This is a genomic window from Luteibacter sp. HAY1-4A, assembly GCF_056755355.1.
This window is the reverse complement of sequence record NZ_JBNDHZ010000035.1, coordinates 25,484-50,582: the sequence shown is the minus strand read 5'-3', so window position 1 is coordinate 50,582 and position 25,099 is coordinate 25,484. Positions and strand designations below refer to the sequence as shown.

Here is a 25,099-nt window from a genome sequence, read left to right as displayed (position 1 = left end):
AGAGACAGCGTTCAGCGTTCCGGCCGACGTGCAGATTTCCGGCACGAACGTGAAGCCCGCGCACGACGCGGGAGCCATGGGCGCCGACGTCACCATCGCCATCGTCGATTCGGGTGTCACGACCACCAACCCGGCGCTCGTGGGCAAGGTCAAGAAAAGCCTGGTCTACGTCGATCCGGCGGTGAATAACGTTGCGGTCGATGACGTGGTGGGCCATGGCACCGTCGTGGCCGAAATCGCGGCGGGCAGCACCACCGGCTACTTCGCGGGCGGCGTCGCGCCCTCTGCGAGCCTGGTGTCGGCGCGCATCATCGCGGACAAGGCGCCGGCCGACGACGGCTCCGGCCAGGGCAACAAGGTAACCAGTGCCGATCCGCTCGGTACGATCAATTCGGACGTGATCGCCGCAGGCGCTTCCATCGTCAACAACTCATGGGGTGGGTTGTACTGGGACGCGTCGGACACCGCGACGACGGCGAGTTTCTCCGCGGCCTATGCTTCGGCCAGGACCGGCACGCTGTACGTCTTTGCGGCAGGCAACGACGGCAGGGCCGATCCGTCGGACCTCGCCGCCTTGCCGAAGCGCGACACTACCCTGGCGGCAGGCTGGCTCGCCGTCGTCGCGCTGGACAGCAACCATCTCGACACCATCGCCTCCTACTCGAACCGCTGCGGCGTTGCCGCGTCTTACTGCCTTGCGGCCCCGGGAAGCATCGTGGCGCTGGCGCCGACGGCGACCGATACGAACCTGGCTTACGTGGAAGGAAGCGGCACGTCGTTCGCCGCTCCGCAGGTCTCGGGTGCCGCGGCAGTGGTGAAGGGCGTCTTCCCGACGCTTTCCATGGATGCCGTACGCCAGATCATCCTCGGCACGGCGGACGACCTCGGAGTTGCCGGCCCCGACCCGGTCTTCGGTTACGGCCGCCTCAACCTCGGCAAGGCCATTCTTGGTCCGGGTAGGGTGGACTGGGGCGAACTGCCAGTCGACCTCGAGGACGGCAACGCCATTACATTCTCCAACCCGGTCGCCGGGCAGGGCGGCTTCAGTGTCCAGGGGGCAGGCACGCTCGTGCTGTCGAGCGCGGCCAATACGTTTACCGGCAACAGCACGATCGGAAACGGCGCGACGCTGGATTCCACGGGCTTCTTCCCAGGCGATGCCACCATCCTGAGCACCGGCATGCTGCTGGCGAGGGGCAGCATCGGCGGGAAGGTGACCAACGCCGGCATGCTGCAGACGACGGCGGCCGGCACGCGGATTGGCGGCGACTTCGTGCAGGGGCCGACTGGGCAGCTCCGTCAGGTGCTGGGCGCACCGTTGATCGTCGATGGCGACGCGACGCTGGACGGCGATTTCCATGTCTCGGGCGTTACCGACGGCTACGTGAAGACGTCGCGCCAGGAAGTACTCTCCGCGGCGACCGTGACGGGCACCTTCGCCTCGCTTTCTACTGACCCGAGCGTCTTCCTTTCCACGTCGCTGCAGTACACGCCGACTGACGTGTGGATCGATACCTCGTCCATCACCGTGGTGAAGGTCGCCTCGGCCACGATGTCGAAATCGGCCGCCGCCGTATCCTCGGCCGCACGTCTCGACGGGGCGTTCGGCCAGCTCGACCAGGTGCTGTCGTCGCCGGTTTCGGCAGCTGGCGTCGCGCAGGGCACGCTGCTCGCTGCCGGTGGCATCCAGCAGTCGCGCGACACGCAGACGGCGCAGGCTTCCCTCGAGTCGTTGTCGGGCCAGCTCTACGCCGCGGGTACCGCGGTGACCCTCGCGGGTATCGACGCCGGAAACGATGCGCTTATGTCGCACCTGGACGAAAAGGGCTCGGGCTCGTGGACGCAGTCGCTCGGTTACCAGGGCGGACTGAGCCGTGCCGGCTTCGGCAATGTCGGATTCAATCTCGACGGCGGCCTCGTCGGCCATGACATCCGCCTGGGCAACAATGGTTTCGCCGGCGTCGCCGTGGCGCAAATGAACAGCAACGGCCAGCTCAACGGCAGCTTCGACCGCCAGCGCAGCCACGCGACGCAAGGCATGTTCTATGCCGGTTCGCGCGGCGAGAACTGGTACGGCGTGGGCCAGGTGGGCTACGGCAGCTTCCGCGGCGACATGCAGCGCGTGCTGCGCTTCGGCGACCAGGCGACGTTCGCGGGCACCGATCTGAACGGCACGTACAACTCGGCATATGGCGAAGTGGGTTTCCGCACGAATGCGGGCGCGTTCACGCTCACGCCGTTCGCCAACGTGCAGTACGCGAGCATCCGCCGTGACGGCTTCCAGGAAAACGGTGGCGATGGTTTCGGCCTCGCGGCGGACGGGCACACCACGTCGCGCTGGCAGGCCGGTTTCGGTCTGCGTGCCGGCGGTTCCTGGCTGACGTCGATGGGCAAGCTGCAGCTCAATGCGAAACTGGGCTGGCAGAACGCGTTCGCGACGAAGGGCGAAGTGTTCGCCGCGCGCTACACGGGCTTTGCCCAGTGGGCGCCGGTGGAAGGCATCGGCCTTTCGCGCCGTGCCGGCACCGCGGGCCTGAACCTGTCGCTGGACGTGAGCCAGCGCACCCAGCTCGGTTTCGACGTGGACCAGCGCTTCGCCGATCGCGACCATTCGCGCTCGGCCCGCGCGACGTTCCGGATGAACTGGTAACCGCAAAAAAACGCCGTCGTCCCTGCGCAGGCAGGGACCCAGTGACTTCGACGTTCGGAGGACCCTCCGCGTTCAAGTCGCTGGGTTCCTGCCTGCGCAGGAACGACGCAGCGTTACCACGACACAGCGTTACGACTTGCCGTGGAACAGTTCCCGGCCGATCAGCATGCGGCGAATCTCGTTGGTGCCCGCGCCGATCTCGTAGAGCTTGGCATCGCGCAGCAGCCGGCCCGCCGGGAACTCGTTGATGTAGCCATTGCCGCCCAGTGCCTGGATGGCCTCCAGCGCCACCTTCACGGCATTCGTGGATGCGTTGAGCAGGCATGCGGCCGGATCGATGCGCGACTTCACGCCGTTGTCGAACTGCTGGGCCACCATGTAGGCGAAGCCGCGTGAGGATTGCAGCGCCGTGTACATGTCGGCGATCTTCGCCTGCATCATGCCGAAGGTGCCGATGGGCGCGTTGAACTGCTTGCGCTCGCGTACGTAGGGCAGCACGAGGTCCACCGCCGACTGCATGATGCCGATGGGACCGCCGGACAACACCAGGCGCTCGGTGTCCAGCCCGCCCATGAGCACGCGCACGCCTTCGTTCACTTCGCCCACGACGTTCTCGGCCGGGATCTCGCAGTTGTCGAACACCAGTTCGCAGGTGTTCGAACCGCGCATGCCCAGCTTGTCGAGCTTCTGCGCCGTGCTGAAACCCTTCATGCCCTTCTCGACGATGAAGGCGGTCATGCAGCGGCTGCCGGCCGGACGGGGCGCGGTGCGCATGTAGACCAGCAGCACGTCGGCGTCGGGGCCATTCGTGATCCACATCTTCGAGCCGTTGGCGACCCAGGTGTCGCCCACGAGCTCGGCATGGCAGCTCATCGAACCGACCACGTCGGAACCGGCGCCCGGTTCGCTCATCGCGAGCGCGCCGACCCACTCACCGCTGGCGAGTTTGGGCAGGTACTTGCGGCGTTGGGCATCATTGCCGTTGTGGTAGATGTTCTGCACGCACAGGTTCGAGTGCGCGCCGTACGACAGGCCGACGGAGGCCGATGCGCGGGAGATTTCCTCCATCGCGATCATGTGGGCCAGGAAGCCGAGGCCCGACCCGCCGAATTCCTCGGGAATGGTGACGCCGAGCAGGCCCATGTCGCCGAACTTGCGCCAGAGGTCTTCCGGGAACACGTTCTCGCGATCGATGCGGTCCGCCCGGGGCGCGATCTCCTTCTCGGCAAAAGCGTGGACGCTTTCGCGCAGGAGGTCGAGGTCTTCACCGAGGGAAAAGGGGCGCATGCTGCAAAGCTCCGGAAAGGCGGGAAAAAGCGTCCCATCCTAACGCGCCGGCCGGGTCAAGCCACGGCGCGACGCAGCAATGGCGTTACCGGGTGGGGTCCCGCCCTGTAACGTTTCCGCTTTCTCAGCAGAGGCCGCCGTTGACGGCCAGCACCTGCCGGGTGATGTAGCCCGCCTGGGGGCTCATCAGGAAGCGGACCGCCGCCGCCACTTCCTCCGGCGTGCCGGTGCGTTCCATCGGGATGGCCTTGAGGATCTGCTCCACCGGCACTTCGGGCTCCAGCATGTCGGTGTCGATGAGGCCCGGGGCGACGCAGTTCACCGTGATCTTGCGCTTGGCGAGTTCCACCGCGAGTGCCTTCGCGGCGCCGATGACACCCGCTTTCGAGGCACTGTAGTTCACCTGGCCGCGATTGCCGATGAGACCGGAAACCGACGTGATGCAGACGATACGGCCGGCGGCGCGGCGGCGGATCATCGGCATCACCAGAGGGTGCAGCACGTTGTAGAAGCCGTCGAGGTTGGTGCGCAGCACCTGGTCCCAGTCCTCGGAGGTGAGGCCGGGAAAGGCGCCGTCGCGCGTGAGCCCGGCGTTGCAGACCACGCCGTAGTACGCACCGTGCGCCGCGACGTCCGCTTCGAGGGCTGCCGCGGAGGCGGCGCGGTCGGAGATGTCGAACTGGACGATGCGCGCGTTGCGGCCACGCGCGACGATCTCCGCCTGCACGGCTTCGGCTTCTTCGCGCCGCGAGCGGCAGTGCACGACGACATCGTAGCCGGCGTCGCAGAGGTCGAGTGCGATGGCGCGGCCGATGCCACGGCTGGAGCCGGTGACGAGAACGGTATCGGTCATGTGGCGGTTCCCTTGGAATCGAGGCTGTTGCGCGGATCGAGGTAAGGCGTCGGATCCGGCGGACTGAAGACGGTGAGGCGGGCCTCGGCGTGCACGCCGGGGGCGTCGATGCGGCAGGCGAAGGCACCCATGCCGTCGTCGTCGTGGAAGCTGCGCACCGCTTCGACGGTGAGCTTCACACCCAGCGGGAAGGTGTCGGCATCGGCACGGTAGGCGCGCGTGCCGAGGAGGAAGCCTGGCCGTACGTTCCCACCGGCGGCTAGCACCTGCCAGCCGTTCCAGGCTGCGATGGCCTGCGCCATCAATTCCACGCCCGCCCAGGCCGGCAGGCCGCCGGCTTCGACGAAGGCGTCGCCACGCCGCACCGTGCGTTCGCAGACGACGCGTTCCGCTTCCCACGACACCAGACGGTCGAGCAGGATCATGCGCCCGGTATGGGGGAGGAGCTTTTCGATCGGCCACGGAGTCATGCGTCACCCGCCAGGATCAGGCTGGCGTTGTTGCCGCCGAATGCGAAGGAGTTGCTCATGAGATGCCGCCGCCCGGTCGGCAAGGTGTCGCCCGCTTGCGTGAAGGCCAGTGGCGGCAAGGCGGGATCGGCAGCGCCGTCCCAGGCGTGCGGCGGCAAGCGTCGCCGGCTATCCGTCAGGGCAAGCCAGCAGAACGCGGCTTCGAGGGCGCCGGAGGCGCCGAGCGTGTGTCCGGTGAGGCCCTTGGTGGACGAGCAGCGCACCGGTCGCGCGAACACGCCTGCGACGGCGCGGCTTTCCATCGCATCGTTGTGTTCGGTGGCGGTGCCGTGCAGGTTCACGTAGTCGATGGCTTCCGCGTCGATGCCCGCCGCGACGAGGGCGAGGCGCATCGCTTCGACCGCGCCGCGCCCTTCGGGTTCGGGCGACGACATGTGGTACGCATCCGAACTGGCACCGCCGCCGAGGAAGGTCACCGGCGCCTCGTCGCGGGTCATGAGGAACAGCGCGGCTGCCTCGCCGATGTTGATGCCCTGGCGTGCGCCGGAGAACGGCAGGCAGCGTTCGGGCGACATGGCCTCCAGTGCGTGGAAGCCGTGGGTCGCAAGGCGGCAGAGCGTGTCGGCGCCGCCGCAGAGCACGGCGTCGCAGAGGCCGAGGCGGAGCAACCGGCGTGCGCTGAGCAAGGCGCGGGCGCCCGACGTGCAGGCCGTGGAAATGCCGTAGCAGGGCCCGGCGATGCCAAGCCATTCGGCGAGGAAGGCGGCCGGCGCGCCCAGTTCCTGGTCCGCGTAGCGATAGCGTTCCGGCCAGTGGCCCGTCGTGCCGCGCGCGGCGATGTTTCCCGTGGCCTCTTCGATACCCGTGGTGCTGGTACCGATGACCACGCCGATCCTCGCCGCGCCGAAGCGTGCGATGGCGGCACGGACGTCGGCCTCGATTTCCTGTGCGGCGAGCAGAAGCAGGCGGTTGTTGCGTGTGTCGCGATGCGCCAGGTCGGATGGCACCGGGGGCAATGGCCAGCGAACGTCGCCGAATGGCAGCGTCCGTTCCGGCACCCAACCGGCGAGCGGGCGCAAGCCATGCGGACTCGCGTCGAAGAGCGAGGCCGCCACCGCCTGTTTGCCCACGCCGAGCGAGCACGCGATGCCGAGCGCGTTGAGGTAGGTGTTCATGCGCCTTCGAGGGGCTTTCGCGCCGCGACGTTGACGAGGGTTTCTTCGCGCCTGCCGGGCGGTGGCGGGGCCTTGATGCCCCAGCGTTCGAGCAGGCCGAAGTCCTTAGCTCGGCTCCACCACAGGTAGGGCAGCGAGACGTTCGCGGGGGCGAACACGAAGCCGCGGTCGCGCAACATCGCCAGGTATTCGTCCGCGCTCTTCTGCACGTGCATCGGATGACGGAAGAACCAACGGATCACCCAGGTATCGATGTATGCCTTCGTCGATTCCGCGAAGAGCAGCAGGCCACCCGGCTTCAGCACGCGCCAGAATTCGTCGAGCGCGCGCTCCTGCTCCACGAGATGGTGGAAGGTCTGGTGGCAGAACAGCACGTCCACGCTCGCATCGGGCAGGTCGATGCGGGCGCAGTCGCCGAGCAGCACGGTGGCGTCGATGCCTTCGCGTTCCGCTTCCTGGCGTGAAAGCGCCACGCTGTGCGGGTCGGCGTCCAGGCCCACCAGCTTCTGCGGCGCGAAAGCGTCCCGCAGCAGTCGGAAGGACCGGCCCTGGCCGCAGCCGACGTCGAGCAGGGTGCCGCCACGCGGAAGCGGCTCGCCCACGAGGCGCTTGAGGTCGTTGATGGCCACGCGCAACACGTGGTGCTGCCAGGTATGGGTGCGCAGGAAGACGAAACCGATGCGGGTTTCCTCGACATAGGTGGCGCTGGCGTACTTCATGGGTGGCTTCCGGTGGAACGCGGGGACGACGGAGCGAGGTGGCGTTCCACGTCGTCGACGAAAACGGCGGGCGAGACCAGTTGCATCTCTCCGTCGGCAAGACGCACGGCCACCTGGATGGTGCTGGCGCGGGTAAGCCGCTCGCCGGTGGCGGCGTCGCTCAGGGTGTAGTGGATCTTCAGGCGGTTCCGCCATTCGACGAGTTCGGCGCGTACCACCAGCTTCTGGCCGAACCGGGCCGGGCGCGCATAGCGCAGCTGGAGATCGATGATCGGCCATGCATAGCCGGTGTCCTTCATCCGCACGTAGTTGTGCCCGAGCTCGTCGAGCAGCGCGCAGCGCGCCACCTCGAGGTACTTCACGTAGTGACCGTGCCAGACGACTTCCATGGAATCGACGTCGAAGAACGGCACCGTCACGTCGATCTCGGTGGCGTGCACACCCTTAGCGCGCATCGGAGGCTCCGTTCGTGTCGTGCCAGTAGGGATGGAAATTGAACCATTGCAGCGGCGCGGCAAGGCAATGTTCCGCCAGCCATGCGGCGTACCGCGCCACGGCCGATGCGATCATGGCATCGCGCTTTCCGCGCTCCCAGCCGGCGGCGTCGTCGAAGCGGCGCAGGTGGATGCGATAGCGGCCATCGTGCTTCAGACAGCACACCAGGTTCACCGGGCAGCGCAGCATCGCCGCCATGAGCCACGGGCCCTGGGGAAAGGGCGCGGGCGCACCCAGGAAATCGGTGTCGATCGCGCGGCCGCCATGGACGGGCACGCGGTCGCCGGCGACGGCGATCCATTCACCGCGATCGAGCCGCTGCGACAGGTCGAGCATGGCGGCGGTGTCGAGGTCGCCCACGTGCATCAGGCGCAGGCGCTTGTCGCCCGACTCGCCAAGCAGCCGGTTGAAGTGTGCCGCGTTCGGAAGGTGCATGAGTACGTTGAGTGCCACGCCTTCGCCCACCTCCGCCATGGCGCGGCATACGTCGAGGTTGCCCAGGTGCGTGCAGACGAGAAGCTGGCCGCGGCCGCCGGCAAGCAACGCGTCGCGCACGCCGTCCGGGTCGTCCATGTCCACCGACGACAGCCGCAGCTTGCCGCGCCACACGTCGAAGCGGTCGAGCATGCATTCGCCGAACGCGAGGTACTGCGCGAACACGGCACGCGAGCGCGGAAAGAGATCGGCGCGTCCGCTCCATGCGGCCAGCCGTGTCTGGTAGTCGGCCACGTTGCGGCGCGCGGCACGCCCGGTGACGAAGAAGTACAGCACGATCAGCCGGATCACCGGCGTCACCAGTCGCCGCCCCAGCACCCGCACCGCGATGGCGGTGAGCTTGATGCCGAGGAAGCTGCCGCGCTCCTTCTGCGCGGCCCAATGCGTGGCGGCGACGGAATCAGCCATCGCTGGGTTCCAGACGAAGGTGCGCGGAGGATACGGGTGCGTCGCCGGACCGGTAGGTGAAGTGCAGCCGTCCACGCGCGACGTCATGGCGCAGCGTGAGCCGCACACGATCGCCGGGGCGCAGCAGGCGCTGGAACTTCATGCCGTCGATGGCCCGGCTGGTCTTGGGAGTGCCCAGCCGCGACGCGGCAAACTCCAGGGCCCACGCCACTTGCAGGACACCCGGCAGGACCGGCGCGTCGGGGAAATGTTCGGCGAAACAGGCAAGGTCGAGCGGCAGTTCCAGTTCGAGCACGTGCGTGTCGCCTTCGCGACGCTCTTCGAGCACGGTTGCGGCGGCCGGAAGCGGTGCGCGCAGAAGCAGGTCGACCTTCGCCGTCTCCGGCAGCGCATCGACGAAGCGCCACACCAGCGGCGTGGAGAGAGCGTCGTCCCCTGCGGCGTGCTGGCCGAGTTCGTTCACCAGCCCCGCGCGTCCGTGGCGAAGCAATGCGCTGCGACCCAGCGGCGTGAGCCCCACGACCATGCCCGGGCCGAGCTTGCCCGCGTAGCCGCCCGCGGCAGCGGCCACCCACGGGTGCGACAGAAGGCGCCCCGCCGCCGCGTCCATCGGAGCTTTATTGATGCGCCGGCGCAGACGCTGCCGCAGGATCCATTCCCCGACGAACAATGCCCCCATCACCGAATAGGCCAGGATGCCATTGTAGAAAGTCCACCATGACAGCGGCCCCCACTCGGCGAGCAGTCCGGACACGGTGCCGTTGACGGCGAAGAATGCGACCCACACCCATGTGACGCGGCGCGTGTAGCGTACAGCCACCGGCGGAAGGTCCGGCTCGCTCACGCGTGCAATGCGCTCGATGATCGGCGGACCGAACTTCAGGCTGAGCCCGAACGCGGCGAGCAGCAGGCCGCAGATGAGGCTGGGGTACCAGCGCAGCAGGTGTTCCTCGCCACCGAACGCGAGCACGGTGCAATAGACGAGGGTGATGCCGAGCATCCAGCGGCCACCGGGCTGGCGCAGCAGGGCAGGGGCGCGCACGAGCCACAGCGCGCCGAGGATCAGGCCGAAGACGGGCGTGGATACATGGTCCGTGCCGAAATACACGATGAAGGGATAGAGCACTCCAACGACAACGAGCACGAGGTCGCTCAGCCTGCGCACGAGGAACCCTCCACGTAGAGCGCGAGGCTGCGCACCGTCTCGAAGTGCCGCCGCGCGTCGCGAGAGTCGGATGCGATCCGCAGTCCATAGCGGTTCTGCAGTGCGAGGGCCAGCTCCAGCGCGTCCACGGAATCCAGGCCGAGGCCCTGGCCGAACAGCGGCTGGTCGGCGGCGATGTCGTCCACCGACAGGTGTTCCAGCGCCAGCGTGTCGATGATCAGCTGGGCTATGTCGCGTTCGAGGTCGTTCATGCCATGAGTTCCCTGGCGTAAAGGGCGTGCAGGTGTTCGTTGATGCGGCGTGAGGCTATCGGCGCGGGTGTGCCTTCGCTGAAGTCGGCCACGGCGATGTCCTCACCCACCCGGAAATGCATCTGCACACGGCGGTGCGGAATGCGGTACCACGGCTCGGCCTTGGTGAGCGTGGTGGGGCGGACGGTGATGAATACGGGCGTGATCGTATGGGCGCCGCGCACGGCGATGGCGGCCGCGCCACGGTGGAAGACCGGCGGCTGCCCCGGCGTGGTGCGTGTGCCTTCGGGAAAGACGATGAGGGTCTGGCCTTCGCGCAGCACGTCGGCCGCCCGTTCGAGCATCTCGGCGCTGCCGTCATTGCTGATGTACTGTGCGGTGCGTACCGGGCCGCGCATGCACGGGTTCTTCCACAGGCTGTGCTTCACGATGCAGTTCGCATCCGGCAGGTGGCCGATGAGGAACACGACGTCGATGAGCGAGGGATGGTTCGCGACGATCATCTGCCCGGGCCGCCCGAGCCGCTCCAGGCCTTCGAATCGATAGTCGAGTACGCCGGTGCGGTACATGAACTGCGAATGCAGCCAGAAGGCGCGGCCGACCGTGCGCCGGGCGCGCCGGCGGCGAACGGCGGGAGGGCCGGGCCAGTGCAGCACCACCGGCAGGATGAGGATGCGCAGCAACACGCCCCCGATACCGAACAACGCAAAGCTGAGCGCGGTACACACGAAGCGCCAGGCCCAGGCGTCGCGGCGGGTCATGTTGTCGGCTGCCAGTTCCATCGTCGTGTCTTCCACGGGTGGTCCAGGGATGCGCCGTCGTGCAGGGCGCGGATGAAGCGCAAGGCGTGCGGCAAGCCAGCCGCGGGCACCGCGCCGTCGTCCTCGGCAAGCGAAAGGCGCCAGCGCGAGCCACTGTCCGCGAGCGACAGGCGCAACGCCAGCGTATACGAGAACGGCACGTCGTCGATGTGGCCGTCGTAGGCAGGTGCCGGACGCTCCTCCGCGATGACGACGATCGCCGCCGGAGCGCCTTCGCCAAGCAGGGCGGCGGCCTCGACGATGGCATGCTCGAAGGTGTCGGCTTCCCCGGCGATGGCCACCGATTCCCCGCGCTGTCCGCGCAGGATCGACCATTGCCCGGCGATGGCGTTGTGTACCGACAGGCCGAACTGGGTTGGCGACAGCGGCGAGCCCCGGCCGATCTCGTCGAGCATCGCGAACGTGCGCGTGGTTTCGCCGTGCCGCGAGGCGAACACGAAGGGCAGCTGTTCGTCGTCGCCGCACAGCGGCCATGCCGCGTGCATGACGATGCGCGCCAGCCGGCTCAACCGGCGGCGCTGCATCGGCGGCACGAATTCGCAGGCGGGTTGCTCGCCGCCGTCGACGATGGCGTGCGGCGTTTCGCACCATGCCGCCCAGGCAGCCGGGGTTTCCACCCCGGGCGCCCAGGCGCGCCACGCATCGACGGTGACCTGGATCACGCCGTGGCCTCCGCGTAGCGACGGATGAGCAGGGCCGCGCAACTGCCGCCGAAGCCGAAGTTGTTCGACAGCACGCTGTCGATGTGCCGCGCGAGTTCGCCTTCCACGAGGGGCGCTTCGGCGAAGGCCGGATCGCGCATGGCGGGCGTGGCGCCGCCGAGCAGTACGCCTTCCGTCATCATGGCGATCGAGGCGATGGCATCGAGCGCGCCGGCGGCCGCCGGGGCGTGGCCGATGAGTCCCTTGATGGACGACATCGGCGGAACATCGACGCCGCGGTCGCCGAACACACGCTGCAGGGCGACCCATTCGGCGAGGTCGCCGGCCACCGTGGCACACGCGTGCGTATTCACGTAGCCGGGCATGATGCCGGCCAGGTCGATCGCCTGGTGCATCGCTTCGGCCATGCCGTCGGCGGCCGGGCCGATCATGCCGTCGGGATCGGAGGCCGCGCCGTAGCCTGCCATCTCGGCCAGTATCGTGGCACCGCGCGCCTGTGCGTGTTCGAGCGATTCCAGCACCAGCACGCCGGCACCGCCGCCGAGGAGGATGCCGTCGCGGTCCGCCGCGTAGGGCGTGGAAACGCGCGTGCCTGCAACGCTCGCGGTGGAAAGCGCGTTCATCACGTCGAAGCACATCGCGGCCTTGTCGTGCAGTTCCTCCGCGCCGCCGCACACCACGATCTCCTGGCGCCCGAGCTGGATCAGCTCCATGGCCTGGCCGATCGCGTGCGTGGCGCTGGTGCACGCCGAGCCCACGGTGAAGCCACGGCCACCGAACCCGAATGCCTGGGTGAGCGTGGCCGACACCGCGCTGCCCATGCTGCGGGGCACGATGAAGGGCGACAGGCGCGAGATGCCCTTGGCGTGGAAGACGTCGAGACCGGCCTCGTATTCGCTGAGAGCGGCCGCGCCACCCATCACGATGCCGACGTCGCGCTCACGCACGCGGGCTTCGTCCAACCCCGCTTCGGCCAGCGCTTCGCTGGTCGCGTGCCAGGCGAATTCCGCGGCCTGCGGCAGATAGCGGCGCAGCTTGCGCGGTGGTGGTTCGAGCGCCGAGGTATCGGCGGGCGCCGCGACCTGGCAACGCATGCTCAGCGCGGCGAAATCGGGCATGGCGCGGAAGCCGGCACGGCCGGCGCGGAGGCCGTCGAACAGGGCCTTTCGTCCCGCACCCAGGCAGGACACCGCGCCCATGCCGGTGACGACCACTCGCCGCATCAGGCGTGTGCCTTGAAGATCAATGAGGTGTTGATGCCGCCGAACGCGAAGTTGTTGTTCATCACGTAGCCCGTGCGGATGTCGCGCCCTTCGCCCACGAGATAGTCCAGTGGTGCGCATTCGGGATCGGGCGTTTCGAGATTGATCGTGGGCGCGAACCAGCCGCCGCGCATCATCTCTATAGCCCACCATGCCTCGAGTGCACCGCAGGCGCCGAGCGTATGGCCCACGTAGCTCTTCATGGAACTGATGGGAATGCCACCGCCGAGCACGTCGGCCGTGGCGTGGCTCTCCGCCACGTCGCCACGATCGGTGGCGGTGCCATGCGCACTCACGTAACCGATGGCTGCCGGGGGCAGGTTCGCGTCGGCGAGCGCCATGCGCATGGCCGCGGCCATGGTCTCGCGCGTGGGCTGCGTGATGTGCGTGCCGTCGGAATTCGTGCCGAAGCCGACGATCTCGGCATAGATGCGTGCACCACGCGCCTTGGCGTGCTCGTACTCTTCGAGGATCAACGTGGTCGCGCCTTCGCCGACGACGAGGCCGTCGCGGCCGGCGTCGAAAGGACGGGGCGTGAACTGCGGCGTGTCATTGCGGGTGCTGGTGGCGAACAGCGTGTCGAACACCGCCGCTCCCGGACCCGACAATTCTTCGGCGCCACCGCAGAGCATCAGCGCCTGCTTGCCCTGCTGGATGGCTTCGTAGCCGTAGCCGATGGCCTGGCTTCCCGAGGTGCATGCGCTGGACGTGGTGATCACGCGGCCCTTGAGGCCGAAGAACACGCCCACGTTCACCGCCGTGGTATGCGCCATCATCTGGATGTAGCTGGTGGCCGTGACGCCCTGCATCGATCCGGTTTCCAGCATGTGGCCGACGGTGCGCGCCGGCTCGATGCTGCCGCCCGACGAACCGTATGCCACGCCCATGCGCCCGTCCGCGATGCGTTCGTCTCCGAGCAGTCCGGCATCCGCCAGCGCGCGTTCGCTGGCCGCCACGGCCAGCTGGGCCACGCGGCCCATGGAACGCACGTGCTTGCGCGACCAGTGTGGCGGCAGGACGAAATCGTCCACCGGCGCGCCCAGCCGGCCGTTGAGCTTGTCGAAATAATCCCACTCGCCCATGCGGCGCACGGCGTTGCTGAAGCGGCGCAGCCGCATCTCGATGGTGGCCCAGTCGTGGCCGAGCGGCGTGATGCCGCCGATGCCTGTGACGACGACGCGCTTCATTCCGCGTGCTCCCTTGGGACGATGGTCAGGTTCATGCGTTGGTTCTTTGCCGCGGGAACTTGCGAAGGATCAGGCGCGGCACGCGCGGCAGCATGCCCAGCACGAGCCGCGTGTGCATGGCGGTGATGCGCACGTTGTCGCGCCACATGCGGAAGTGCGAGAGGCCATCCTCCGGGTAGATGACCCGCGTGGGCAGGTTGCGCACCGGCACGCCGCGCCAGAAGAGCCGTACCGCGATCTCCGTGTCGAAGTCCATGCGCGAGGGCAGGGCCTTGCGCGCGATTTCCGCCCGCGTCTCTTCCAGCGGGTAAAGACGGTAACCGCACATCGAATCGTCGATGGCGAAGGACAGCGTCTCCAACCAGACGAACGCGTGGGTGAGGTAGCGCCCATAGAGCCGCGCACGGGGCACGGAGTCGTCGTAGACGGGGCGGCCACAGACCATGGCTTCCGGTGCGGCCCGGCCTGCCTCGAGGAAGCGGGGCACGTCGTTCGTGTCGTGCTGTCCGTCCGCGTCGATCTGCAGTACGTGGCTGTACCCGGCCGCATGCGCCGCGAGGAAGCCGGCGGTGAGCGCCTTGCCCTTGCCGCCGTTCACCGGCAGGCGGATCAGGCGCAGGTCGTCGCGTCCTTCGACGAGCCTGTCGAGTGCGTCGCGTGTGTCCTCATCGGATCCGTCGTCCACCAGGAACACGGGGAGGCCATGGGCGGCGAGTGCGTTCGCCGTGGCGCCGGCGGTGCGGCCATGGTTGTAGACGGGTACGACGGCGCACGGCGCGAACGATCGCGCCGCGTCGCGCGGTCCGGGCCTGCCCGCCACGGGTCCGCTCAGCGAACGAGCAGTGCCTGCACGGTGGCGACCACGTCGCCCACCGTACGCACGCTCTTGAAATCTTCCGGCTTGATCCGGGTGCCGGTCATGTCCTGCACCTGGATGGCCAGATCGATCGCGTCGATGCTGTCCAGTTCCAGGTCCGTGAACAGATTGGCTTCCGGAGTCACCTTGGCCGGGTCGATCTCGAAGGTTTCATGGAGGACGGACCGCAGGCGCGCGAGCACGTCGTCGGAGGTGAAGGTTTCGGCTGGGATCGCGCTCATAGCTCGGTAAGTCCATTTCATCCCCGGACGGGCGTGTCCGCGTCCCGAAGGGCAGCGGCACCACGCGCCACCACCGAGGCGACGAAGTGATCGGAATGCTCTGGTTGTCGCCGCCCCCTCGGACGGCATCCCCTTGGCCCAAAAGCATCGCGTAGGCAAAGCCTTACACGATCCCCCGGGTTGGGAAATTGTAGCAGATCGTGCCCGGGAACAATGCGTCTCCGGGCCCCGCCAAGCGCATGCGGGCGTCACGCCGACGCTCGTTAAGGCGGGCGGTAATACGGGATGCCGGCGGGCCGGACGCCGCTGTGGTGACGCGGACATTGTCCGGACGGTACGGCAGAGGCGTCCGCGGACAGGTTCGTCGTGATGTCCAATCTGCTCGGAAACGGCGCCACGACGGGCTTTCAGGCCGCTTGCGACGGCTGGCACGGCTCTTGCGACATACCTCGCGAGACCCTTCCCATCATTGTCCGAGGAGAGCCACCATGAAGTACGAAACCGCCATGCTGAAAACCTTCTTCGTCATCGCCGTGCTGACCTGCGTGCTGACGTTCGGCGCCATGGTGACCACCGCTGCCCCGATCGCCGCGCAGTCGATCGCCGCTGTCCGCTGACCGGCAGATTCAGTCGTCGTCGATCAGCCGGACGTTCATGGCATAGGGCGGTCCATCGACGCCTTGTCCGATATCGAACTCGACCCGGTCGCCTTTCCTGAGTCGACGGGCACCGGGTGACATGCGAGGCGATGGCTCGATTGGGGATGTTTCTCTCGGTAACGGCTTGGCCCTGCTGGGATCGTTCCCTTTTTGCGGTTTACGCTCACTCATTGCAACACCCTCCCTCTTCGTCGGGACGATGGAGCGCGATCAACGCACTACTCAGGCACTACGTCCTCTGCCTGCAGACCTTTCTGACCCTGGCCCACCTTGAAATTCACCTTCTGACCTTCTTTCAGGCTTTTGAAGCCCGTTCCCTGGATGGAACGGAAGTGGACGAACACGTCGCCTCCCGATTCCCTTGAGATGAACCCGAATCCCTTCGCGTCGTTGAACCATTTGACCGTACCGGTTTCACGCTCGTTGCTCATGACCGCACTGGCTCCATTGTTTAGTGATCGTGGCGATCGGTATGTCGCCGAGATCAACCTGGGCCGATCCGCGGACAAGGTCAATCGTCCAAAAGGCCGGGCGCAAAAACGGAAAAAGCCGCCAGTTGCCCGGCGGCTTTTCCTGCCACATTTGCCTTGCGATTACTGACCGCGCATGCGGCCCTGGAAACGCGGCGCGCCGTTGCCCATGTGCGGCAGGCGGATCTTGCCGATGGCGCTGATGCGCTCTTCGGCCATGCGGTCCGCGGCCTTGTAGGTCGGGATGTTGTCGCGCGCGGCGATCTCGAAGATGCGACCGACGTTGTAGTAGATCGTGCGCATCATGCGCATGGCGCGCTCGCGGTTGTAGCCGTCGATTTCCAGCGAGACGTTCATGACGCCACCGGCGTTGACCGCGTAGTCCGGGGCGTAGACGATGCCGCGGCGGGCCAGCTCGTCGCCGATCGCGTCCGTGGCGAGCTGGTTGTTGGCGGCACCGCAGATGATCTTCGCCTTGATCCGGTCGATGGTCTGCTCGTTGACCGTACCGCCCAGCGCGCAAGGGCTGTAGACATCGGCGTCGACGTCATAGATTTCGTCCAGGCCCACGGCTTCGCAACCCAGCTCGTCGACGCAGCGCTGTACGGCATCCTTGTTGATGTCCGTGACGAACACCTTGGCACCCTGCTCGCGCAGCAGCTTGATGAACTCGCTGCCGACGTGGCCGCAGCCCTGCACGGCATAGCTGTACTTGCCCACGTCTTCGTTGCCGTGCTTGTGCTGCAAGGCAGCCATCAGGCCCTGCAACGTGCCGAAGGCGGTGAACGGCGACGGGTCGCCCGAACCGCCGTGCACCTGGTGCACGCCGGTGACGTACTCGGTTTCGCGGTAGACGTATTCCATGTCGTTGACGTCGATACCGACGTCCTCGGCCGTGATGTAGCGGCCGTTGAGCGAGTTCACGAAACGGCCGAAGGCGCGGAACAGCGCTTCCGACTTGTCCTTGGAGGGATCGCCGATGATCACGGCCTTGCCACCGCCGAGGTTCAGGCCAGCCACCGCGTTCTTGTAGGTCATGCCGCGCGACAGGCGCAGCACGTCGTTCACGGCGTCCTGCTCGGTCTTGTAGGGCCACATGCGCAGGCCGCCCAGCGACGGGCCAAGCACGGTGTTGTGGATCGCGATGATGGCCTTCAGGCCCGCGTCCTTGTTATGGCAGAAGACGACTTCTTCGTGGCCCGTGTTGGCGATGGTTTCGAAAATCATCGAACGCGTTACTCCAGTTACAAGCGGCGTGGCGGCCGCCTTTCAAGTGAATACCGGCGGTGGGGACCACCGGTGGAATGTGACCGTCCAAAAAAATCGCCCCAACCTTGGAGGCGGGGGCGATATGTCTTGTCAGCTTCCTAGTTTAAACCGTTGCGGGGCTCCGTGTAGGTGCGCCGCAGCAAGCGGCTCAACGGTGCCAGTGCGGGTCCCGGTGCCAGGTCTCCCGCTCGATCCGCCAGCCGCGGCCGTATGGGCGCCACACCGGCGGGCGGTACACGTAACCCGGGCGGGAGGTGTACCAATGGCCGCCGACCCACACGTAACGGCCGCCGGCCCAGTTCCAGTAGCCCGGGGCCCAGACGTAGCCCACCCGCGGCGGCGGAACGCGCTCGAAACGGGGCGGCGGCGGTCGGGTGCCGACGGTGACGGAAACGTATTCCCGCGCGGCGGCGGGCGGGGTGTAGCTCGCGGCACCGACGGCCAGGCCAAGGGCGGCGACGGCGGCGAGGGTACGGGTCAGGCTCATGGTGGTCTCCTCCGGGACTCCGCGGCGATGCGGATTCGTGCGCCAGAACGCAGGCTCGTGCGGGTGGGTTGACCCTCCTTGCGTGGCGCGTTCAGCTTCGCGAAGGCGTGGTCTTGGGGGATACTCGCAGGGTTCCTTCCTCCCTCCGGTTCCGCCCATGAAGCCACCGCGCCGCTTCGGCGTTCGTACCGTCGCGACCCTGCTGGGAATCCGCGTCGCCTACCGCATCGGCAGCCGGCTCGCGCCGCGCCGCACGGTGGCCCACGCAGCAAAGGTGTTCCAGACACCGCTGCCCAGCAGCCGCGAACGCGCCGCGCATGCGGCCGCTTTCACGGCGGCGCGGGTGGAGCATCTCGACGTGGACGGTCGTTCTATCGCCACGTATGTCTGGGGCGATCCCGTAGCGCGGCCTTACATCCTGTTCGTGCATGGCTGGTCGAGCATGGGACTGCGCTGGGAAAGCTGGATGCCGCAGATTCTTGCGAGGGGATGGGCCGCCGTCGCTTTCGACCAGCCCGGGCACGGAAGGAGCGGTGGCGAGTTGTGCACGTTGCCCGATTTCGTGAGCACGACAACAGCCGTCGCCCGTCACTACGGCGATCCCGCAGGCGTGGTTGCGCATTCGCTGGGCGGTGCCGCGGTGGCGCTGGCGCTCGATGACGGCTGGACGACAAAGCGCGTGGTGCTGATCGCCGCCGCGGCCGACGTGCAGGGTGCCACGCGTCGCTTCGCCCGCTTCGTCAGGCTGGGCGAGCATTTGCGACCGGCGCTGCACGACACCCTGGCCGAATGCACCGGCGTGCCTATCGATGAACTGCACATGGCCCGGCACGCACCGAAGCGCACCCAGCCCGTGCTGGTGGTGCACGATCGCAACGACCCCGAGGTGCCGGTGGAAGAGGCCGCGATGTACATGTCGCTATGGCCCGGCGCGACCCTTATGGAAACCACCGGCCTGGGCCACCGTGCCGTGGTCGATGACGGGGCCGTGCGCGAAGCCGCCCTCGAGTTTCTTGCGGGAGCCGAATCCCCTGCGGGGGCCGAATCCCTTGCGGGAGCCGAATCCCTTGCGGGAGCCGAATCCCTTGCGGGAGCCGAATCCCTTGCGGGAGCCGAATCCCTTGTGGGAGCCGGCTTCGCCGGCGATCCCGCGGCAGCGGGCAAACCTGCCGGGAGCACCCACCGCCGCTGAAGCGTCTCCCACAGTGCGTTCCCTGCGCTGCACTGCAGCAAGGGGCGCCGGTTCCGGCGCAGTAGAATTCACAGTTCCCCACTGTCGTCGATCGTCTCCGGAGTTTTCCATGAGCTCGCAGCCCAAGCACATTCCCGCCAGCAGCACGGACGCGGAAGCGACTCCGCTGCGCTTCGTCACGGCGGCGAGCCTCTTCGACGGACACGATGCGGCCATCAACATCATGCGCCGGATCATCCAGAGCCAGGGCGCCGAGGTGATCCACCTGGGGCACAACCGCTCGGTGGAAGACGTGGTGCGCGCGGCGTTGCAGGAAGATGCCGATGCCATCGCGCTGTCCTCGTACCAGGGTGGCCACGTCGAATACTTCAAGTACATGGTCGACATGCTGCGCGAGCGCGGCGCCGGCCACGTGCGGGTATTCGGCGGTGGCGGCGGCACGATCACGCCGGAAGAGATCAAGGAGCTCCAGGCCTATGGGGTGGAGCGCATCTACCATCCGAACGACGGCATGAAGCTCGGCCTCGTGGAGATGATCGAAGATGTGATGACGCGCACGCGCGCCGCCGCGAAGCAGCGCGTGGAAGTCGCGCCGCCGTCGGCGTCGGTGGAAGACGAGATCTCCATCGGGGCCATGCTTTCGGCGATCGAGGAAGACCGGCTGGGCGATGAGGAACTGTCCCGCCTGCGCAAGGCTTGGAAGCTGGCCGGTGGCAAGACGCCGGTGCTCGGCCTCACCGGCACCGGCGGCGCCGGCAAATCGTCCGTGGTGGACGAACTGCTGCTGCGCTTCCTGCACGCCTTCCCGCAGATGCGCATCGCCGTGCTCGCGGTCGACCCGACCCGCCGCCGCAGTGGCGGCGCCTTGCTGGGCGACCGCATCCGCATGAACTCGCTGCGCAGCCCGCGTGTGTACATGCGCTCGATGGCCACCCGCCGCCAGCACGCGGCCACGTCGGTGGTGCTGCACGACTGCATCGATTTCCTGAAGGCCCAGGCATACGACCTGGTGATCGTGGAAACCGCCGGCATCGGCCAGAGCGATTCGGAGATCGTCGACCTCGTCGATTTTCCCGTTTACGTCATGACCAGCGAGTACGGCGCGGCGAGCCAGCTCGAAAAGATCGACATGCTCGACTTCGCCGAGCTCGTGGTGCTGAACAAGTTCGACAAGCGCGGCGCCGAAGACGCCCTGCGCGACGTACGCAAGCAGTGGAAGCGCAACCGCACGGCGTTCCAGCTCGCGGACGACAAGGTGCCGGTGTATCCCACCATTGCCAGCCAGTTCAACGATCCGGGCGTCACCTGGATGTTCGACAACCTGTGCCGGCTGCTCCGGGAGAAGCTCTCGCTACCCGAGGCCACGTGGACGCCGGACGTGGATACGAGCCTGCGCGAGCCGCGCGCCACGGTGCTCATTCCCGGCAATCGCGTGCGCTACCTGGCGGAAATCGCGGAGCAGGGGCGCGGCGTGAATTCGGCCATCGCGACGCAGGCGGCCGCGGCCAGCAAGGCCCAGCACTATTACGAATCGCTGAAAGACATCGGCGACGAGGCGCTGCCGCGCGCCTTCGACCTCTACGACCACGCCCTGCTCACCGTGCACGGCGACCGCTCGCTGATCACGCTGCGCCAGCGCTACAACGAGGCGGTGCGCGAGCTTTCCAGCGAGGCCATCCACCTGCTGCGCGAGTGGCCGACGCGCTTCGAATCGGTCACCGCCGAGTTCAACGAATACCAGGTTCGCGACAAGGTCATTCGCGTCGAGAACTATCGTGAATCGCTCAGTCACCAGAAGATCCCGAAGGTGTCCCCGCCGAAGACGAAGGACTGGGGCGAACTCCTGTCCTTCCTGATGCGCGAGAACCTGCCGGGCCACTATCCGTACACGGGCGGCGTGTTCCCGTATCGCCGCGCCGGCGAAGACCCGACGCGCATGTTCGCGGGCGAAGGCACGCCGGAACGCACGAACCGTCGCTTCCACTACCTGTCGCTCGGCGGTGGGGCGGCGCGCCTGTCGACCGCATTCGACTCGGTGACGCTGTACGGCGAAGATCCGGCCCCGCGCCCGGACATCTACGGCAAGATCGGCAACTCGGGCGTGTCCATCGCGACGCTCGACGACATGAAGAAGCTGTACTCCGGCTTCGATCTCTCGGCGCCGTCGACGTCGGTGTCGATGACGATCAACGGTCCGGCGCCGATCATCCTCGCCATGTTCATGAACACGGCAATCGACCAGAACGTCGAGAAGTACCTGAACGAGGATCCGACCCGCTGGGAAGCCGCGAACGCGCGCATCGCCGAGCTGTATCCGGACGGCAACCGTCCGCGCTACAACGGTGAGCTGCCGCAGGGTAACAACGGCCTTGGCCTCGGTCTCCTCGGTGTCTCGGGCGAGGAAGTGGTCGATGCGGAAACCTACGCGCGCATCAAGGCATACACGCTGGCCACGGTGCGCGGCACGGTGCAGGCCGACATCCTGAAGGAAGACCAGGCGCAGAACACCTGCATCTTCAGCACGGAATTCGCGCTGCGCATGATGGGCGACATCCAGCAATACTTCGTCGACCACAAGGTGCGCAATTTCTACTCGGTGTCGATCTCGGGTTACCACATCGCCGAGGCCGGCGCCAACCCGATCAGCCAGTTGGCCTTCACGCTGTCGAATGGCTTCACCATCGTCGAGTACTACCTCGCCCGCGGCATGAAGATCGACGACTTCGCGCCGAACCTGTCGTTCTTCTTCTCCAACGGCATGGACCCGGAATACACGGTGATCGGCCGGGTGGCCCGCCGCATCTGGGCCCGCGCCATGCGCGAGCGTTACGGCGCGAGCGCTCGCAGCCAGATGCTGAAGTACCACATCCAGACCTCCGGCCGTTCGCTGCACGCGCAGGAAATCCAGTTCAACGACATCCGCACCACGCTGCAGGCGCTGTATGCCCTGTTCGACAACTGCAACAGCCTGCACACGAACGCGTACGACGAGGCCATCACTACGCCCACGGAAGAGAGCGTCCGCCGCGCGGTGGCCATCCAGCTGATCATCAACCGCGAGTTGGGCCTCAACTTCAACGAGAACCCGTGGCAGGGCAGTTTCGTCGTGGACGAGCTCACCGACCTGGTGGAAGAAGCGGTGTACAAGGAGTTCGAGGCGATCAGCGAGCGCGGCGGCGTGCTCGGCGCAATGGACACGATGTACCAGCGCGGCAAGATCCAGGAAGAGTCGATGTACTACGAGCACAAGAAGCACGACGGCTCGCTTCCCCTCATCGGCGTGAACACGTTCCTGCCGAAGGATCACGGCGGCGAGATCGCCACGGAGATCGAACTCATCCGTTCCACGGAAGAGGAGAAGGGCCAGCAGATCGACAACGTGCGCCTCTTCGCCAAGGCCCGCAACGGCCTGGCGCCGGAGAGCCTGACGATCCTGCAGAAGACCGCCCGCGAACGCCGCAACGTGTTCGAGGAACTGATGGAAGCCGTGCAACACAACTCACTCGGCCAGATCAGCCACGCGTTGTATGACGTGGGCGGCGAGTACCGGCGGAATATGTAATCCGCTCGCAGGCCATTGCCAAGGCCAGTGGGGCCACGTACGTCGAAATCGCCGAATCGCGCCGCAAGCTCATGCTTGTCCACCCGGAACTGGCCTGGACGCATGCCGACGGCCAGCATCCGGGCTACACAACCGACGCGATGATGGCCTTACGGGTTTGTCGAGCGATGTTCGACTCGCTGACGCCACGCACGTGCCTCGTTACCTCCAGCGTCGTTCCCGAACTGGCGGCGCTTCCGTAACGCCGCTCGCGCGCAAGCGCGCTTCCCACAATCACCTCGGGATCGCTACGAACCCGCTGTGGGAAGCGCGCTTGCGCGCGAATCCTACGAGGCGAAGCGCATCACCGCTCAACGAACTCCACCCGGGCCAACCCCTGTACCTTCGCCTCGGCCAGCACGCGGGCGACGTCTTCATACGCGGCGCCATCGGCCGCTGCGATATCCAGCACCGGTGGCTCCTTGGCCGTGGCGGCGATCTTCAACTGATCGACAAGCATGGCATCGGTCACGATGCTGCCGTTCCAGAAGATCGAGCCATCGGTATCGATGGCAATTCGAACTGGAAAGGCCTCGATTTGAACTCAACTGCCGATCCGTAGTCCCATGGGGGCTTGGTTCTAGCGGGAGCGGTACGTTGAGCAGTCAGTCGTCGGGTTCGAAATGGGTCGCGGGTTTGCTCGTGGTGGCGATCGTCGCGGTGGTGGGTGTCTTCCTTTACAGGGAGAAGATGGCGGGCGAGAAGGTGGCGCCGCCGCCGTTCGCAGCGGCGACTTCCTCTGCACCCGCCCACGTCGGGACCGCGGCGAACGCAGCCTTGCCTATGCATCCCATCGGTCCGGCCAACGGTTCCACGGCTGCGCTGCCGGCGCTGGACGAGAGCGACGACGCCGTGCTCGCGGGCCTCATGGCACTCACCAGCGACGATGCGCTGAAGTCGCTGCTGAAGCCGCAGGCGATCGTCTCGCGCATGGTCTCGACCATCGATGCCCTGCCGAAGCCGACCATCGGCATGAATATCGTGCCGCTGCGCACGCCGACGGGGCGTTTCCAGGTGGAATCCGACGACGGCATGTTCGTGGAGTCGAAGAAGAACCTGGCGCGCTACGACACTTACATGTACGTGGCCGACCGCGTGAACCCCGCCGCGGCCGCGCGCTGGTACAAGCGCAATTACCCGCTCTTCCAGGAAGCCTACCGCGACCTCGGCACGGGCGGTTACTTCAACGACCGGCTGATCGAAGTCATCGACCACCTTCTCGCGTCACCGGAACCCAAGGGCACGTTGCAGCTGATTCCCGCGAAGGAAGGCTATGTGTATGCGGATCCGAACTACGAACAACTGTCGGTAGGGCAGAAATTCATGGTTCGCGTCGGCAAGGCCAACGAGGCGAAGTTGAAGGAGAAGCTGCGGGCGCTGCGCGAGGCCATTGTCGCCGACGCGCCTGTGGGAGCCGCTTCAGCGGCGAAGGAAGCTCGCGGTTAACTTGCCCGCTGCCGCGGGTTCGCCGGCGAAGCCGGCTCCCACAAGGTGCAATGACCCGGGAATCACAGCTTCTTCGAGGGATCGCGCACCGGCACGTTGATATTGCACAGGTCGATCTTTCCGGCAGGGCGCGTATAGAAGTCATCGTGACGATTGCGCTTCGCTTCGACCACTGCGGCGAAGGTCTTGCTGTCGGTGCGTAGCACCTGGATCGGCGTGCGTTCGGCTTCGGGCACGTCGGCCGCGAGGCGAACGCTCTTGATCGTCACCCGCTGCTCGGGCTTGTCGTAGAAGCCCATCGGTTCGCCGCCGCGCGGGTACGCCGACAGGATTTCCATGCCCTTGATGACCTTGCCGGCGACCGCGAGGTTGCGGTCGAGGTTGCGCGGGGCCTGGCCGATGATGGCGTACAGCGAGCTGCCGTTGCCGCTCTCCGCGCCGGTGTCGCGCGCGACGCCCACGGTGCCGTAGCAGTGCGCGATCCACGCTTCGCCCTTGCCGTCGCGCGCCACCGGGAAGCCATCGGAGAAACCCACCTCGGACGCGTAGACGTCGCCGTCGGGCAGCTTCGTGAACGGATAGGCCTTGCCGTCCTTGCGAGTGAACTCCGGCGCCAACGTTGCCTTCGCCGTGCCCAGACTCTTGGCCTTTTTTTTGTCGTCGCCGTCCGGGTCGCCCCATTGGGTAACAAAGTTGTCCTGCACGCGGATGATCTGTGTGCCGTCGAAATAGTGCTCGCGGATCATCGTGCGGATGTTGGCGGCGTGCAGCGGCGACCAGTCCTGCGCCAGTTCGATGACGACGCGGCCCTGCGGCAGGTCCATGTACACCAGGTTCTGCGGATCGGGCGTGCGCCATTCGGCGGGGGTGGCCTTCGCGAGCAGCTCCTTCGGCGTGGGCGTCTTCTTCGCCTCCTCGGCCATGGCGGGCAGGGCGATGGCGAGAGCGAGCGCGAGGCAGGTACGTGCGAGCATGGG

25 protein-coding genes are annotated in these 25,099 nt (G+C 66.9%); 5 read left to right on the top strand and 20 right to left on the bottom strand.

Annotated features, from left to right (window positions below):
• The coding region (locus ACPYOD_RS13010; protein WP_481302152.1) for a S8 family serine peptidase at positions 1-2,650 on the top strand (2,650 nt) is incomplete at its 5' end.
• A gap of 129 nt (positions 2,651-2,779) precedes the next feature.
• Here ACPYOD_RS13010 and ACPYOD_RS13005 read toward each other — a convergent pair.
• From ACPYOD_RS13005 to ACPYOD_RS12935, 15 genes are all read right to left on the bottom strand, one after another.
• Positions 2,780-3,937 (bottom strand): isovaleryl-CoA dehydrogenase, encoded by a 1,158-nt coding sequence (locus tag ACPYOD_RS13005; protein WP_481302151.1) that lies wholly within the window; start codon positions 3,935-3,937, stop codon positions 2,780-2,782.
• A gap of 124 nt (positions 3,938-4,061) precedes the next feature.
• Positions 4,062-4,790 (bottom strand): 3-oxoacyl-ACP reductase FabG, encoded by a 729-nt coding sequence (fabG, locus tag ACPYOD_RS13000; protein ID WP_481302150.1) that lies wholly within the window; start codon positions 4,788-4,790, stop codon positions 4,062-4,064.
• Positions 4,787-5,260, bottom strand: coding sequence for a hotdog family protein (locus tag ACPYOD_RS12995; RefSeq protein ID WP_481302149.1), 474 nt, complete (start codon positions 5,258-5,260; stop codon positions 4,787-4,789). The genes fabG and ACPYOD_RS12995 overlap by 4 nt, the downstream gene beginning before the upstream one ends.
• Complete coding sequence (locus ACPYOD_RS12990) at positions 5,257-6,435, bottom strand: beta-ketoacyl-ACP synthase (RefSeq protein WP_481302148.1); 1,179 nt, start codon at positions 6,433-6,435, stop codon at positions 5,257-5,259. The genes ACPYOD_RS12995 and ACPYOD_RS12990 overlap by 4 nt, the downstream gene beginning before the upstream one ends.
• On the bottom strand, positions 6,432-7,154 hold the full coding sequence (locus ACPYOD_RS12985; RefSeq protein WP_481302147.1) for a class I SAM-dependent methyltransferase: 723 nt from the start codon (positions 7,152-7,154) through the stop codon (positions 6,432-6,434). The genes ACPYOD_RS12990 and ACPYOD_RS12985 overlap by 4 nt, the downstream gene beginning before the upstream one ends.
• The gene (locus ACPYOD_RS12980) at positions 7,151-7,609 is read right to left on the bottom strand and encodes an acyl-CoA thioesterase (protein WP_481302146.1); all 459 of its coding nucleotides are present in this window, start codon (positions 7,607-7,609) and stop codon (positions 7,151-7,153) included. The genes ACPYOD_RS12985 and ACPYOD_RS12980 overlap by 4 nt, the downstream gene beginning before the upstream one ends.
• Positions 7,599-8,552 (bottom strand): LpxL/LpxP family acyltransferase, encoded by a 954-nt coding sequence (locus ACPYOD_RS12975; RefSeq protein WP_481302145.1) that lies wholly within the window; start codon positions 8,550-8,552, stop codon positions 7,599-7,601. Before ACPYOD_RS12975 ends, ACPYOD_RS12980 begins: the two co-directional genes overlap by 11 nt.
• On the bottom strand, positions 8,545-9,717 hold the full coding sequence (locus ACPYOD_RS12970; protein WP_481302144.1) for an ApeI family dehydratase: 1,173 nt from the start codon (positions 9,715-9,717) through the stop codon (positions 8,545-8,547). Before ACPYOD_RS12970 ends, ACPYOD_RS12975 begins: the two co-directional genes overlap by 8 nt.
• Positions 9,705-9,968: a phosphopantetheine-binding protein gene (locus ACPYOD_RS12965; protein WP_481302143.1), complete on the bottom strand. Its 264-nt coding sequence runs from the start codon at positions 9,966-9,968 to the stop codon at positions 9,705-9,707. Before ACPYOD_RS12965 ends, ACPYOD_RS12970 begins: the two co-directional genes overlap by 13 nt.
• Complete coding sequence (locus tag ACPYOD_RS12960) at positions 9,965-10,765, bottom strand: lysophospholipid acyltransferase family protein (protein WP_481302142.1); 801 nt, start codon at positions 10,763-10,765, stop codon at positions 9,965-9,967. Before ACPYOD_RS12960 ends, ACPYOD_RS12965 begins: the two co-directional genes overlap by 4 nt.
• On the bottom strand, positions 10,726-11,451 hold the full coding sequence (locus ACPYOD_RS12955; RefSeq protein ID WP_481302141.1) for a beta-ketoacyl synthase chain length factor: 726 nt from the start codon (positions 11,449-11,451) through the stop codon (positions 10,726-10,728). Before ACPYOD_RS12955 ends, ACPYOD_RS12960 begins: the two co-directional genes overlap by 40 nt.
• Positions 11,448-12,674, bottom strand: coding sequence for a beta-ketoacyl-[acyl-carrier-protein] synthase family protein (locus ACPYOD_RS12950; protein WP_481302140.1), 1,227 nt, complete (start codon positions 12,672-12,674; stop codon positions 11,448-11,450). The genes ACPYOD_RS12955 and ACPYOD_RS12950 overlap by 4 nt, the downstream gene beginning before the upstream one ends.
• Positions 12,674-13,900 (bottom strand): beta-ketoacyl-ACP synthase, encoded by a 1,227-nt coding sequence (locus tag ACPYOD_RS12945; RefSeq protein ID WP_481302139.1) that lies wholly within the window; start codon positions 13,898-13,900, stop codon positions 12,674-12,676. Before ACPYOD_RS12945 ends, ACPYOD_RS12950 begins: the two co-directional genes overlap by 1 nt.
• A gap of 31 nt (positions 13,901-13,931) precedes the next feature.
• Complete coding sequence (locus tag ACPYOD_RS12940) at positions 13,932-14,720, bottom strand: glycosyltransferase family 2 protein (protein WP_481302138.1); 789 nt, start codon at positions 14,718-14,720, stop codon at positions 13,932-13,934.
• Positions 14,721-14,728: 8 nt separating this feature from the next.
• Positions 14,729-14,998 carry an acyl carrier protein gene (locus ACPYOD_RS12935; RefSeq protein ID WP_481302137.1) on the bottom strand — a complete coding sequence of 90 codons (270 nt, stop codon included), beginning with the start codon at positions 14,996-14,998 and terminating at the stop codon, positions 14,729-14,731.
• A gap of 488 nt (positions 14,999-15,486) precedes the next feature.
• Between ACPYOD_RS12935 and ACPYOD_RS12930 the strand changes: the two genes are divergently transcribed.
• Positions 15,487-15,615, top strand: coding sequence for a hypothetical protein (locus ACPYOD_RS12930; RefSeq protein ID WP_481302136.1), 129 nt, complete (start codon positions 15,487-15,489; stop codon positions 15,613-15,615).
• 260 nt (positions 15,616-15,875) lie between these two features.
• On the opposite strand, the gene ACPYOD_RS12925 is transcribed toward ACPYOD_RS12930, so the two are convergent.
• The 3 genes from ACPYOD_RS12925 to ACPYOD_RS12915 form a co-directional block, all read right to left on the bottom strand.
• Entirely contained in the window at positions 15,876-16,088 is a 213-nt protein-coding gene (locus tag ACPYOD_RS12925; RefSeq protein ID WP_481302135.1) for a cold-shock protein, read from the bottom strand.
• Between the two features lie 162 nt (positions 16,089-16,250).
• A complete protein-coding gene (locus ACPYOD_RS12920) occupies positions 16,251-17,354 on the bottom strand; it encodes a Glu/Leu/Phe/Val dehydrogenase dimerization domain-containing protein (protein ID WP_481302134.1) in 1,104 nt (367 codons plus the stop codon).
• A 190-nt stretch (positions 17,355-17,544) separates the two neighbouring features.
• Positions 17,545-17,883, bottom strand: a complete 339-nt coding sequence (locus tag ACPYOD_RS12915) for a YXWGXW repeat-containing protein (RefSeq protein ID WP_481302133.1) — start codon at positions 17,881-17,883, stop codon at positions 17,545-17,547.
• Between the two features lie 157 nt (positions 17,884-18,040).
• Between ACPYOD_RS12915 and ACPYOD_RS12910 the strand changes: the two genes are divergently transcribed.
• Entirely contained in the window at positions 18,041-19,075 is a 1,035-nt protein-coding gene (locus tag ACPYOD_RS12910) for an alpha/beta fold hydrolase (RefSeq protein ID WP_481302132.1), read from the top strand.
• A 109-nt stretch (positions 19,076-19,184) separates the two neighbouring features.
• The gene (locus ACPYOD_RS12905) at positions 19,185-22,637 is read left to right on the top strand and encodes a methylmalonyl-CoA mutase family protein (RefSeq protein WP_481302131.1); all 3,453 of its coding nucleotides are present in this window, start codon (positions 19,185-19,187) and stop codon (positions 22,635-22,637) included.
• A 343-nt stretch (positions 22,638-22,980) separates the two neighbouring features.
• Here ACPYOD_RS12905 and ACPYOD_RS12900 read toward each other — a convergent pair whose 3' ends face one another.
• Positions 22,981-23,193, bottom strand: coding sequence for an ExbD/TolR family protein (locus ACPYOD_RS12900; protein WP_481302154.1), 213 nt, complete (start codon positions 23,191-23,193; stop codon positions 22,981-22,983).
• Between the two features lie 80 nt (positions 23,194-23,273).
• Between ACPYOD_RS12900 and ACPYOD_RS12895 the strand changes: the two genes are divergently transcribed.
• Positions 23,274-24,122 (top strand): DUF3014 domain-containing protein, encoded by an 849-nt coding sequence (locus tag ACPYOD_RS12895; RefSeq protein ID WP_481302130.1) that lies wholly within the window; start codon positions 23,274-23,276, stop codon positions 24,120-24,122.
• A gap of 62 nt (positions 24,123-24,184) precedes the next feature.
• On the opposite strand, the gene ACPYOD_RS12890 is transcribed toward ACPYOD_RS12895, so the two are convergent.
• Positions 24,185-25,096 carry a peptidylprolyl isomerase gene (locus ACPYOD_RS12890; RefSeq protein ID WP_481302129.1) on the bottom strand — a complete coding sequence of 304 codons (912 nt, stop codon included), beginning with the start codon at positions 25,094-25,096 and terminating at the stop codon, positions 24,185-24,187.
• Between the last annotated feature and the right edge of the window lie 3 nt (positions 25,097-25,099).

What these genes read in the sequence shown, in the direction of transcription:
- ACPYOD_RS12950 (WP_481302140.1), bottom strand. Translation starts at nt 12,674, where the DNA reads ATGCGGCGAGTGGTCGTCACCGGCATGGGCGCGGTGTCCTGCCTGGGT.
- ACPYOD_RS12935 (WP_481302137.1), bottom strand. Translation starts at nt 14,998, where the DNA reads ATGAGCGCGATCCCAGCCGAAACCTTCACCTCCGACGACGTGCTCGCG.
- ACPYOD_RS12905 (WP_481302131.1), top strand. Translation starts at nt 19,185, where the DNA reads ATGAGCTCGCAGCCCAAGCACATTCCCGCCAGCAGCACGGACGCGGAA.
- fabG (WP_481302150.1), bottom strand. Translation starts at nt 4,790, where the DNA reads ATGACCGATACCGTTCTCGTCACCGGCTCCAGCCGTGGCATCGGCCGC.
- ACPYOD_RS12915 (WP_481302133.1), bottom strand. Translation starts at nt 17,883, where the DNA reads ATGAGCCTGACCCGTACCCTCGCCGCCGTCGCCGCCCTTGGCCTGGCC.
- ACPYOD_RS12920 (WP_481302134.1), bottom strand. Translation starts at nt 17,354, where the DNA reads ATGATTTTCGAAACCATCGCCAACACGGGCCACGAAGAAGTCGTCTTC.
- ACPYOD_RS12975 (WP_481302145.1), bottom strand. Translation starts at nt 8,552, where the DNA reads ATGGCTGATTCCGTCGCCGCCACGCATTGGGCCGCGCAGAAGGAGCGC.
- ACPYOD_RS12925 (WP_481302135.1), bottom strand. Translation starts at nt 16,088, where the DNA reads ATGAGCAACGAGCGTGAAACCGGTACGGTCAAATGGTTCAACGACGCG.
- ACPYOD_RS12965 (WP_481302143.1), bottom strand. Translation starts at nt 9,968, where the DNA reads ATGAACGACCTCGAACGCGACATAGCCCAGCTGATCATCGACACGCTG.
- ACPYOD_RS12910 (WP_481302132.1), top strand. Translation starts at nt 18,041, where the DNA reads ATGAAGCCACCGCGCCGCTTCGGCGTTCGTACCGTCGCGACCCTGCTG.
- ACPYOD_RS12985 (WP_481302147.1), bottom strand. Translation starts at nt 7,154, where the DNA reads ATGAAGTACGCCAGCGCCACCTATGTCGAGGAAACCCGCATCGGTTTC.
- ACPYOD_RS12930 (WP_481302136.1), top strand. Translation starts at nt 15,487, where the DNA reads ATGAAGTACGAAACCGCCATGCTGAAAACCTTCTTCGTCATCGCCGTG.
- ACPYOD_RS12890 (WP_481302129.1), bottom strand. Translation starts at nt 25,096, where the DNA reads ATGCTCGCACGTACCTGCCTCGCGCTCGCTCTCGCCATCGCCCTGCCC.
- ACPYOD_RS12995 (WP_481302149.1), bottom strand. Translation starts at nt 5,260, where the DNA reads ATGACTCCGTGGCCGATCGAAAAGCTCCTCCCCCATACCGGGCGCATG.
- ACPYOD_RS12980 (WP_481302146.1), bottom strand. Translation starts at nt 7,609, where the DNA reads ATGCGCGCTAAGGGTGTGCACGCCACCGAGATCGACGTGACGGTGCCG.
- ACPYOD_RS12945 (WP_481302139.1), bottom strand. Translation starts at nt 13,900, where the DNA reads ATGAAGCGCGTCGTCGTCACAGGCATCGGCGGCATCACGCCGCTCGGC.
- ACPYOD_RS12990 (WP_481302148.1), bottom strand. Translation starts at nt 6,435, where the DNA reads ATGAACACCTACCTCAACGCGCTCGGCATCGCGTGCTCGCTCGGCGTG.
- ACPYOD_RS13005 (WP_481302151.1), bottom strand. Translation starts at nt 3,937, where the DNA reads ATGCGCCCCTTTTCCCTCGGTGAAGACCTCGACCTCCTGCGCGAAAGC.